Here is a 10,568-nt window from a genome sequence, read left to right as displayed (position 1 = left end):
GTCGTTGCGCAGCCGGTCGCGGGCCTCCCGCGTCAGCCGCTCGGCCTCCGCGCGGGCGGCGGCCATCGCCTGCTCGGTCTCGGCGCGGGACTCGTCGAGCAGCCGGCGCGCCTGCTGCTCGGTACGGGCGCGCAGCTGCTCGGCCCACGCCACGTTCTCGTTGACGTGCGACTCGACGGTCTGCCTGCGCTCCGCCAGCTCCTGGTCGAGCTGCTGGCGACGAGTGACCGCCTCCTGGTGCAGCTCCGCCTGCAGCCGGGCCGCCTGCTCGGCGTGCTCCTGCAGGATGCGCTGGGTCTGCGCGCGGGCCTGACTCAGCTCCCGCTCCGCGTCCTGCCGCAACTGCTCGGCCTGCACCTGGGCATTACGCAGCAACTGCTCGGCCTGATAGCCGATGTCGCCGCCCTCGTAGGAGGGCCTGGTCATGAGGGTGCGGCGCGCCTCGTGCAGCTTGGCGCGCAGCACCTCGACCTGGTAGCCGAGGTCCTCGGCGTGCTGGATCGCCTTTTCCCGCTCGGTCTTCAGCCGCTTCATCTCGGCCTCGAACCGAGAGAGGTGGTCGACGTCAGCCGCCGGCTCTCGCTCCTGGCTCTCGTAGCCCCGCACTGCGCGGTCCCATCCGTCCCCTGGTCAGCTTCTCCAACGAGCTCCGTCCGTCCGCCGAACGGGGCCCCCGGGGAATGGTGTCAGATCATCGGCGGAGCACGGGCTGCTGCCCCGACGCTCGTCCCCCAACCCGGACCCCGGCATCGGTCGTCCCCCGTGTTCGGAGACGACCGCCCCCAACCCTACCGGCCCTTATGTACGAAGGTCAGTGGTCAGGTGACTCAACCGAGGCCGAAGTGACCAGTTCTGTCAGGACTCCGTGGCAATCCTTCGGGTGCAGGAAGGTGATCCTCGACCCCATGGACCCACGTCGTGGCTCGTCGTACAGAACGCGTACGCCCTTGCCGCGGATCTCCTCGGAGTCCGCGTCCACATCCGCCGTACCGAAGGCGATGTGATGGACGCCCTCCCCGTTCTTGGCGAGCCATTTGCCGACCGCGGAGTCCTCGCGGGTCGGCTCCAGGAGCTGCAGGTAGGAGGCGCCGCCGTCGGACGTCTCGTTGATCTTGAGCATGGCCTCGCGCACGCCCTGCTCTTCGTTCACCTCGGTGTGGAACACCTCGAAGCCGTAGGTGGTCCGGTAGAACTCGACGGTGGCGTCGAGGTCGTGGCAGGCGATCCCGATGTGGTCGATTCGCGTCAGCATGTTTTCAGTGCAGCGCGTGCGAGGTGGTTACGCAACGTGCGCGCGATCACACCGTACGCCCGGTGACGTCTTCCGGTACCGGTCAGTACATTCGAAGTAAACCCTCGTTCACTCCTCGGCTGTGCAGGCCGGTAAGGGGATCGCAGCTCATGTCTTCTGGAACGACCACCTCTGTGATCGTCGCGGGCGCGCGGACGCCCATGGGACGGTTGCTCGGTTCGCTGAAGTCCTTCTCGGGTGCCGACCTGGGCGGCTTCGCCATCAAGGCCGCTCTCGACCGCGCCGGCATCGGCGGCGACCAGGTCCAGTACGTGATCATGGGCCAGGTGCTCCAGGCCGGCGCGGGCCAGATCCCGGCCCGCCAGGCGGCGGTCAAGGCGGGCATCCCGATGAGCGTCCCGGCGCTCACCATCAACAAGGTGTGCCTCTCCGGGCTCGACGCGATCGCGCTCGCGGACCAGCTGATCCGCGCGGGCGAGTTCGACATCGTGGTCGCGGGCGGCCAGGAGTCCATGACCAACGCCCCGCATCTGCTGCCCAAGTCCCGTGAGGGCTACAAGTACGGCGCCGTCGAGATGCTCGACTCCATGGCCCACGACGGGCTGACCGACTCCTTCGAGGGCATCGCCATGGGCGAGTCCACCGAGAAGCACAACACCCGGCTCGGCATCGGCCGCCCCGAGCAGGACGAGATCGCCGCGCTGTCCCACCAGCGGGCCGCCGCCGCGCAGAAGAACGGCCTGTTCGAGGCCGAGATCACCCCGGTGGAGATCCCGCAGCGCAAGGGCGAGCCGGTGCTCTTCAGCAAGGACGAGGGCATCCGGGGCGACACCACCGCCGAGTCGCTCGGCAAGCTGCGGCCGGCCTTCGCCAAGGACGGCACCATCACCGCCGGGTCCGCCTCGCAGATCTCGGACGGCGCCGCCGCCGTGGTCGTGATGAGCAAGGCCAAGGCCGAGGAGCTGGGCCTGGAGTGGCTCGCGGAGATCGGCGCGCACGGCAACGTGGCCGGGCCGGACAACTCGCTCCAGTCGCAGCCGTCCAACGCGATCCAGCACGCCCTGAAGAAGGAGGGCCTGGCGGTCGCGGACCTCGACCTGATCGAGATCAACGAGGCGTTCGCGGCGGTCGCCGTGCAGTCAATGAACGACCTCGGCGTGTCCACGGAAAAGGTGAACGTCAACGGCGGCGCCATCGCCCTCGGCCACCCGATCGGCATGTCCGGCGCCCGGCTCGTCCTGCACCTGGCGCTGGAGCTCAAGCGCCGGGGCGGCGGGGTCGGCGCGGCCGCGCTGTGCGGGGGCGGCGGGCAGGGTGACGCGCTGATCGTGCGGGTACCGAAGGCCTGAGGAATCCTTTTCCGGCGGTGATGAGTGACCGTCGGCGCGAGTGGCCGACGGTGCGAGTGAACGGAGCTGTATCGATGCGGGACGTCTCCTCTCTGGTGGCCGAGGCGCGAGAAGGGCGGCCCCGGGCCGTCGCCCGGCTGATCTCCCTGGTTGAGGGGGCGTCCCCGCAGCTCAGGGAGGTCATGGCGGCGCTGGCCCCGCTGACCGGCAACGCCTACGTCGTCGGGCTGACCGGCTCGCCGGGCGTCGGCAAGTCGACCACCACCTCCGCGCTCGTCACCGCCTACCGCAAGCAGGGCAAGCGGGTCGGCGTCCTCGCCGTCGACCCGTCCTCCCCGTTCTCCGGCGGCGCCCTGCTCGGCGACCGGGTCCGCATGTCCGACCACGCCTCCGACCCCGGCGTCTACATCCGCTCCATGGCCACGCGCGGCCACCTCGGCGGCCTCGCCTGGGCCGCCCCGCAGGCGATCCGCGTCCTGGACGCGGCGGGCTGCGACGTGATCCTCGTGGAGACCGTCGGCGTGGGCCAGTCGGAGGTCGAGATCGCCTCCCAGGCCGACACCTCCGTCGTCCTGCTGGCCCCCGGCATGGGCGACGGCATCCAGGCGGCCAAGGCCGGAATCCTGGAGATCGGCGACGTGTACGTCGTCAACAAGGCCGACCGCGACGGCGCTGACGCCACCGCCCGCGAGCTGAACCACATGCTCGGCCTCGGCGAGGCCCGCGGCCCCGGCGACTGGCGCCCGCCCATCGTCAAGACGGTCGCCGCCCGCTCCGAGGGCGTCGACGAGGTCGTGGAGGCCCTGGAGAAGCACCGGGCCTGGATGGAGGAGCACGGCGTCCTCACCGAACGCCGCCGCGCCCGCGCCGCCCGCGAGGTCGAGACGATCGCGGTCACGGCCCTGCGCGAGCGCATCGGCGACCTCCACGGCGCCCACCACCTCCCCAGCCTCGCGGGACGCGTCGCCACGGGCGAACTGGACCCGTACGCGGCGGCGGACCAGCTGCTCGCCGGACTGACCCGGGAGCCGGGGGAGAACTGACCCGGGAGACCGGGGAGAACCGGCGCGGGAACCTGGGAAGAACCGGCGCGGGACCTGGGGAGAACCGACGCGGGCCCGGCCGTCGGCCCCCGACCGGGGCCCGGGACCGCTTCCGGGAAACCGCTACCGCTCCGCCGCTCCCGCTGTTAGCTTGATCCACATGTTCCTCCTCTTGGCATAGCGCGCGCCCATGCCCGCGCGGGTTCCCGGCACACGGCCGGCACCTCGCGCGGCGCACCGTCGCGCCCTGTCCCGCCTCCCGTGAGGAACCCCGCGCATGTCCGCGCCCGCTTCCGCGCGCCCCGCCGCGCCCTCGTACGCCGCCGTCCTCCGCGTCCCGCACGCGCGCCGCACCTTCGCCGCCGCACTCACCGGCCGCTTCTCCTACGGCGTCGCCCCGCTCGCCGTCCTGCTCTCCGTCAACCGCGCCACCGGGTCCTACGCCGTCTCCGGCATGGTGATGTCCCTGTTCGGCGGCGCGGCGGTCTTCCTGATGCCGCTGCGCGCGTCCCTGGTCGACCGGTACGGCGCGCGCCGCGCCCTGCTGCCCATGGCCACGTTGTACGCCGTCCTGCTCTGCGTCCTGGCCGCGCTTCTCTGGCGCCCGGGTGCCCCGGCGGCGCTCATCGGCGCGGCCGCCGCGCTCGCGGGCGCCTGCGCGCCCCCGCTGGGACCGGTCATGCGCGCGCTGTGGTCCGAACTCGTCACCGACCGGCATCTGCAGCGCCGCGCCTACAGCCTCGACGGAGTCGCCGAGGAACTGCTCTTCGTCTCCGGTCCGGTCCTGGTGGGCGTCCTCATCACCTGGGCGCCCCCGGCCTCCGGCATCCTGCTGGGCGCGCTGCTGATCGTCGGCGGGACGGCCGCGTTCATCACGTCCCCGGCGATGACCGGGCCGCGCACGGGGTCGCGCACGGGGCCGGGCACGGAGCGACGCGCCACGTCCCGCCGGACCGGGTCGCGCGGGGTGTCGGGGCTGCTGGTCCCGGTCGTCGTGGCGGCGGGGGCCGGGCTCGCGCTGAGCGGGGTGGAACTGCTGGTGACCGCCTACGCCGAGCGGGGCTCCTACGACACCGCGTTCGTCCCCTGGGCACTGGGCGCCCTCTCGGTCGGCAGCGCGCTGGGCGGTCTCGCGAACGGTGCGATCGACTGGCGGCTGTCCGCGCGGGCACGGCTGGCCCGCTTCACGGCGGGGCTGGGCCTGATGATCGCGGCGGCGGGTCTCGCGCCCGACCTGTGGACCCTCACCGCGGCCATGGTCCTCACGGGCGTTTTCATCGCCCCGACGCTGACCACCTCGTATCTGCTGGCCGACGAGATGGCGCCGCAGGGCGCCCGCACCCAGGCCGGAGCCTGGGTGAACATGGCGGTGAACGGGGGCAATTCGAGCGGGGCGCTGGTGGCGGGGGCGCTGATCGGCCGGCTGCCGCTGCCCCTGTGCTTCGCGCTGGCCGGTGCCGCGTCGCTGGCCGCGGCGGCTGTCACCGTCGTCGCGCGAGGGCCGGGCGGGGGGTCCGTCACCGGGGCCGGGATGGCAGAAGCCGGGGTCTCGGAAGCCGAGGTGCCAGGAACGGCCGCCGGTGTGGCCGGGGTGTCGGAAGCGCCCACCGGCGAGGCCGGTGCGTCCGGGGTGCCCGCCGTGCGGTAGGCGGGAGTCGGCGGCCGAGGCCGCCCGGGGCGGAGGCGCGGTCCGGCGGGTTGGCCGGGATACCGCGCCTTCGCCCGGCCGCTCTGGTGGGTGTCAGAGGCGGCCGCGTTGGGTGCGCAGATGCTCCGCGACGGGCTTGAGGGACTTGTTCAGGTCCTGGAGGGCGTCGGGGGAGAGCAGGTCGATGAAGTGGCGGCGCACCGAGGACACATGGTGGGGCGCGACCTTCTTCATCGTCTCCAGGCCGTGATCGGTCAGCACGGCATACAGTCCGCGCCGGTCCGACTCACAGTTCTCCCGGCGCACCAGGTCCGCGTTCTCCATGCGGGTGATCTGGTGCGAGAGCCGGCTCTTGGACTGGAGGGTGGCGGTGGCGAGATCGCTCATCCGCAACCGCATGTCCTCGGACTCGGACAGATTGACGAGGATCTCGTAATCGTTCATGGTCAGTCCGAACGGTTGCAGATCCTTTTCGAGCTGGTACGTCAACAGCCTGTTGACCTCCAGGTGGGTGCGCCAGGCGCACTGCTCCGCATCGGTCAGCCAGTGCGTGGCCGTCTCGGTCTCCATGAATGAAGTCTACCTAAGATGTTGAATGACGAACTACTCTGGGTGATGTGACTGTGCGCACGCGTTCGACGTCACACTCCGCAGACTACCGCTCACAGCCCGAAGCGACGCTGGAGATCCCCCAGCTGTCCGGGAAGGCGCGGTACTCCTGAGGTCCCTGTGACAGGGCCGCCGGGCGCCGCTCCACCCCCTCCGGGTACCCCCGGTTCGGACGGAACCGCACCCGTCTCCCGCTCCGCCATCAGCACCTCGGTCGACTGCAGCAGCACCGTCCCGGCGCCGACGAACTCGAACTGGTGCTCCTCCCCGGAGGCCCCGCCCAGCCCCGTCATCGCACGTAGACCGCCCAGCACGCCGGTCAGATAGCCGTGGTCGTAGTGATGGCAGGGTGACGGGCAGTCGGCCCAGCCGACCAGTGCCTGGGGGTCCACCCGGATCGGGGGCTCCATGAACACCACCGGGCCGTTGGAGGCGGCCACGAATTTCCCCGTGCCGATCAGTGTGAGAAAGCCGGGCACGATCGACTGTTTGAGTGCCAAGCTTGGCTGGAAAGCGATCAAGTTGCCTGCGCGAACGGTCAGATTGCCCTCGTCCAGGTCGTACGAGTTCACGTCGAACGCCCGGTCCGCGAGCAGCATCTTGCCCGAGCCCTCCGCCACGACCCAGTCGCTCGCGTGCAATGGCGAATGGAACGAGGAACGCACCAGCCGGTCCAGCCGCCCGTGCCCGATGCCGTTGAACTCGATCGCCCCGTAATAGGCGATCATCTTCCCCTTCTGCAGGAACCACTGACTGCCCTTGAGCTCCACGCAGAACGTGTACGGGTTCACGTTGTCGTCGGCCGGCAGGGTCACGGGGTCGAACACCACCGGCCCCCCGGCACCCGCGTACGCGCTCACAGCTTCTCCTCCGATGCCTGGACATAGACCGTGCCGCTGCCGCTCAGCTCCAGCTGGAACGCCTCGCCGGAGCCCCGGCCCACCATGTCGCGCCAGCCGAGCGCGGTGGAGAGCCGGTTGCGGACCTCGCCGTGATGGGCGACGTACGCCTGGGGGTCCACATGGACCGGGCGCTGCGGGGTGATCGGTATCCCGAAGACACCGCCGTGCGCCATCACGGCGACCGCGCCATGGCCCTGGAGCGTGGTGGTGAACAGCCCCTGGCCGGTCGCCTGGCCCCGGACGATGCCCATGACGCCGCCCTGCGAGCCCATGAACATCGTGCCCTGCCGCAGCGAGCCCTCGAAGGCCAGCAGCCGGTCCGCCTCCACGTAGAGCGTGTCGCCGGTCAGGTTGATCACCTGCACATGGTGGCCGCCGTGCCCGAAGAACACCGTGCCGCTGCCCTCGACCGACATCAGCGGGGCCGCCTCGCCCGCCACCCGGCGCCCGAGCATCGACATGACGCCGCCCTGCCCGCTCTGGACGCTGGGGGTGAACGACACCTCCCCGCGGTAGGCGAGCATCGCCCCGCGCTGGCTGAACAGCCGCGCGCCGGGCGAGACCGTCGCCTCGATCATCTTCGAGTTGATCTCCCGGAAGCCCATGTCACAGATCCCCCGCGATCGTGTTCCGCTCGCTCGGCTGGACGTACACCAGCCCGTCGCCCTCGAAACGGATCTGGAACGCCTCGCCGCCGCCCTCCCCGAGGAGCGTGCGGAACGTCACGCCCGACTGGAAGGACTGCCGTACATCCCCCTGGTGGGCGATGTACGCCCCCGGGTCCACCGTCAGCGGGTACTGCGGCGAGACCCGGAGCACCACCGCCGGGCCGTCGGACAGCAGAGCCGCCTGGCCGTTGCCCTCGACGGTCGTGGTGAACAGGCCGTTGCCCTGCGAGGCGCCGCGCAGGCCCGTGAACGCCGTACCCGTGCGCAGCCCCGCGTCCGTCGCCAGCAGATTGCTCGACTCCACCCAGAGCTTGTCGCCCCGGAGTGTCACGAGATTGATCTCGGACGCCCGGTCCGCGAACCAGCAGGTCCCCTGCCCCCTCACCTCCATCACCGTCATCTGCTCGCCGGTCAGCCGCCGGGTCACCATGCCCCGCAGACCCTCGCCACCGCCGCTCAGCTTCTTGAAGGCCATCTGCCCGTCGTACGCGACCATGGAGCCGTTCTTCGCCTTCACGGCATCCCCGGTCATGTCGACGGCGAGCACCTTGCTGCCCTGTAGTCGGAACGTCGCCACACCGCGAAAGTAGCCCCCGGCCGGGTGGAGAGAACAGGGCCCCCGGGTGGAGAACGACCCTGACCGCACCCCTAGGGGCACTGTTTGCCACAATGTGGCGACGCTTGTGCTTCCGTTCACAAAGGATCATGAGCCGCTCACCGGGCGACCGCGCCCACGCCCCAGCGACCTCCCCCACCGAAGGTGACCCGTGGACCTCAAGACAGCATCCGCCATCCGACGCCTGCGACTGGTCTCGGCGCCCGAGGCCGTGTCCTTCCTGATCCTGCTCGTCTGCTCGGTGCTGAAGCGGACCACGGACTTCAACGCCGTCCCCGTGATGGGCGCGGTCCACGGCGTGCTGTTCGTCCTCTACGTGCTCTTCTGGATCGACGCCTGGAACCGCGCCAAGTGGAGCTTCGGCACCGCCGCGCTCTACTTCGTCCTCTCCGTCCTGCCCACCGGCGGCTTCTTCGCCGAGCGCAGGCTGCGCCGTGAGTCCGAGGCCGCCGTCATGGCCGCCCGCGCCCGCCGCGAGGGAGTCGTGAACGCATGATCGTCGCCTTCTCCGTGACGCCCCTCGGTGTCGGCGAGGACGTGGGGGAGTACGTCGCCGACGCCGTCCGCGTGGTCCGCGAGTCGGGCCTGCCCCACCGCACCGACGCCATGTTCACCTCGATCGAGGGTGAGTGGCATGAGGTCATGGACGTCGTCCGGCGCGCCGTCGCCGCCGTCGAGGCCCGGGCCCCGCGCGTCTCCCTCGTCCTCAAGGCCGACATCCGCCCCGGTGTCACCGACGGCCTCACCTCGAAGGTCGAGACCGTGGAGCGTCACCTGGCCGGGTGACATCCCGCGACGCCCCCCACCCGGACCCCGGCCCGCCCCTGGCGGCCGGGGTCCGGTCGTCCCCCGCCCGGTCCGGCCGCCACGGCGGCGAAGACAGCATGATCCTCCGGGTAGTTTGAGCCTGAAACACCGCTCCGACGTGGGGGAACACCACATGGGTCTCTACATAGAGACGCACATCCGCACCGATCTGGACGACCTCTGGACCCGCACCCAGGACCCCGCCCACCGCCGCCGCTGGGACCTCAGGATCGGCGAGATCGAGTACCTTCCCCACCCCGCTCCGCGGACCGCGCCGCGCCCCTTCCGCTACCGCGCCCGGCTGCTGCCGTTCCTCACCGTCCACGGCACCGGGCTCGCCGCCGACGAGCGCGAACGCCCCGACGGCACCCGCACCTCCGCCCTGCGCTTCACCTCCGCGCACCCCCTCTCCCCGCTCGCCGAGGGCAGGGGCTACTGGCGCTACGTCCCCGACGCCCATGGCGTCCGCTTCCTCACGGGCTACGACTACCGCCCCCGCTGGGGCAGGCCCGGCGCCCTCGCCGACCGGCTGCTGCTGCGCCCGCTCACGGTCTGGGCCACCGCCTGGTCCTTCGACCGGCTGCGGCTGTGGCTGGAGCGGGGCATCACCCCCGAGCGCGCCCTCGCCAACTGGCTGGCCGAACTCGCCGTACGCACCCTCGTCCTGACCGCCTGTGCGGCCGGGCTCGGCCTGGAGCCCATGCTCCCGCTGCTCGGCCCCCTCGCCCCCGTGCTCGCCTTCCTGTGCCCCCTGCTGCTGGTGCTCGTCCTCTCCGCCGCCCTGTTCAAGTCCCCGCTCCCCGGCACCCCGGCGGCCCGCCGCTGTCTGCGCTCGCCCGTCACCCAGCCCCGCACCCCGGGTGTCCTGCGGACCCTGGAGGAGCAGGCGAGCTGACTCAGGCGGCCCCGGCCGTCAGTGCCGTGCCGAGCGGGGTGCGCGCGTACAGCACCTGGTGGCCGTGCCGGGTCGCGGTAAGCAGGCCCGCCGCCTTCAAGACCGTCAGATGGTCCGAGACCGAGGAGGGGGCGAGGCCGAGCCGGTGGGCCAGGGCCGAGGTCGTCGCCGGTTCGCCGAGCGCGGTCAGGACGGCCGCGCGGTTGCGTCCGAGGAGCCGTACCAGCGCCTGCGGGGTCCGCCCGGCGGGCTCGGTCCACAGCTCGCCGATGCCCCGCGCCGGATACACCAGCATCGGCTGCCACGGCGCCTCGAAACCGGTGATCACGTCCGGCCAGCAGAACACGCTCGGCATCAGCAGCAGACCCCGGCCGCCGAGATCGCGCGCGTACCGCCCGTGCGGCAGCGTCAGCGTCCGCCCGTCCCAGGACAGCCGTCCGTCCAGCTCCGGCAGCAGCGCGCCCAGGCCCACCTCGGCCAGCCTGCGCGAATGGAAGGCCACGTCCGCCTCCAGGAGCGCCCGCAGCCGGCGCCACTCCGGCGCCACCAGCACCCGCCAGGCCGCCTCCAGAAGGTCAGCCAGCTCCCGCACCATCCGCGCGGGGTCCGCGAGCCACGCCCGGCCGCGCGCCGACTCCAGGGCCCCCGGCGTACAGGCCAGCGAACGCGCCGTCTCCGCCCGCGCCGCCTCCGGATCGGCCGCCCGCACCGCCGCGATCTCGTCCGCGAACGACGTCAGCGGCCCGAGCGGCGGGGGGCAGAGCCAGTCCGGCGAACTG

Annotated in this window: 12 protein-coding genes and 1 pseudogene; 6 read left to right on the top strand and 7 right to left on the bottom strand. The window is 71.8% G+C overall.

Annotated features, from left to right (window positions below):
• A pseudogene (locus GTW40_RS03115) lies at positions 1–606 on the bottom strand (hypothetical protein); the annotation flags it as partial.
• 205 nt (positions 607–811) lie between these two features.
• A complete protein-coding gene (gene mce, locus GTW40_RS03110) occupies positions 812–1,252 on the bottom strand; it encodes a methylmalonyl-CoA epimerase (protein WP_018544542.1) in 441 nt (146 codons plus the stop codon).
• A 149-nt stretch (positions 1,253–1,401) separates the two neighbouring features.
• Here mce and GTW40_RS03105 point away from each other — a divergent pair, with 149 nt between their 5' ends.
• The 3 genes from GTW40_RS03105 (at position 1,402) to GTW40_RS03095 (ending at position 5,292) form a co-directional block, all read left to right on the top strand.
• Positions 1,402–2,601, top strand: coding sequence for an acetyl-CoA C-acetyltransferase (locus GTW40_RS03105; protein WP_202485311.1), 1,200 nt, complete (start codon positions 1,402–1,404; stop codon positions 2,599–2,601).
• Positions 2,602–2,675: 74 nt separating this feature from the next.
• Positions 2,676–3,644, top strand: coding sequence for a methylmalonyl Co-A mutase-associated GTPase MeaB (gene meaB / locus GTW40_RS03100; protein WP_161178599.1), 969 nt, complete (start codon positions 2,676–2,678; stop codon positions 3,642–3,644).
• Between the two features lie 277 nt (positions 3,645–3,921).
• A complete protein-coding gene (locus GTW40_RS03095; RefSeq protein WP_202485310.1) occupies positions 3,922–5,292 on the top strand; it encodes an MFS transporter in 1,371 nt (456 codons plus the stop codon).
• Between the two features lie 93 nt (positions 5,293–5,385).
• On the opposite strand, the gene GTW40_RS03090 is transcribed toward GTW40_RS03095, so the two are convergent.
• From GTW40_RS03090 to GTW40_RS03075, 4 genes are all read right to left on the bottom strand, one after another.
• Positions 5,386–5,862, bottom strand: coding sequence for a MarR family transcriptional regulator (locus GTW40_RS03090; protein WP_161178598.1), 477 nt, complete (start codon positions 5,860–5,862; stop codon positions 5,386–5,388).
• Between the two features lie 92 nt (positions 5,863–5,954).
• A complete protein-coding gene (locus tag GTW40_RS03085; protein ID WP_161178597.1) occupies positions 5,955–6,761 on the bottom strand; it encodes an AIM24 family protein in 807 nt (268 codons plus the stop codon).
• Positions 6,758–7,408 (bottom strand): AIM24 family protein, encoded by a 651-nt coding sequence (locus GTW40_RS03080; RefSeq protein WP_161178596.1) that lies wholly within the window; start codon positions 7,406–7,408, stop codon positions 6,758–6,760. Before GTW40_RS03080 ends, GTW40_RS03085 begins: the two co-directional genes overlap by 4 nt.
• A gap of 1 nt (position 7,409) precedes the next feature.
• On the bottom strand, positions 7,410–8,048 hold the full coding sequence (locus tag GTW40_RS03075; protein WP_161178595.1) for an AIM24 family protein: 639 nt from the start codon (positions 8,046–8,048) through the stop codon (positions 7,410–7,412).
• Positions 8,049–8,238: 190 nt separating this feature from the next.
• On the opposite strand from GTW40_RS03075, the gene GTW40_RS03070 reads away from it, so the two are divergent.
• From GTW40_RS03070 to GTW40_RS03060, 3 genes are all read left to right on the top strand, one after another.
• Complete coding sequence (locus tag GTW40_RS03070; protein WP_161178594.1) at positions 8,239–8,583, top strand: DUF3817 domain-containing protein; 345 nt, start codon at positions 8,239–8,241, stop codon at positions 8,581–8,583.
• Positions 8,580–8,873, top strand: coding sequence for an MTH1187 family thiamine-binding protein (locus GTW40_RS03065; protein WP_161178593.1), 294 nt, complete (start codon positions 8,580–8,582; stop codon positions 8,871–8,873). Before GTW40_RS03070 ends, GTW40_RS03065 begins: the two co-directional genes overlap by 4 nt.
• Before the next feature lie 154 nt (positions 8,874–9,027).
• Positions 9,028–9,789 carry a hypothetical protein gene (locus GTW40_RS03060; protein ID WP_161178592.1) on the top strand — a complete coding sequence of 254 codons (762 nt, stop codon included), beginning with the start codon at positions 9,028–9,030 and terminating at the stop codon, positions 9,787–9,789.
• 1 nt (position 9,790) lies between these two features.
• Here the strand turns inward: GTW40_RS03060 and GTW40_RS03055 are convergent.
• Positions 9,791–10,568: DUF5937 family protein (locus GTW40_RS03055; RefSeq protein WP_161178591.1), on the bottom strand; the 778-nt coding region annotated here is incomplete at its 5' end.

This window comes from Streptomyces sp. SID4985 (assembly GCF_009863025.1).
Lineage (GTDB): Bacteria > Actinomycetota > Actinomycetes > Streptomycetales > Streptomycetaceae > Streptomyces.
This window is presented reverse-complemented; position numbering and strand designations above follow the sequence as displayed.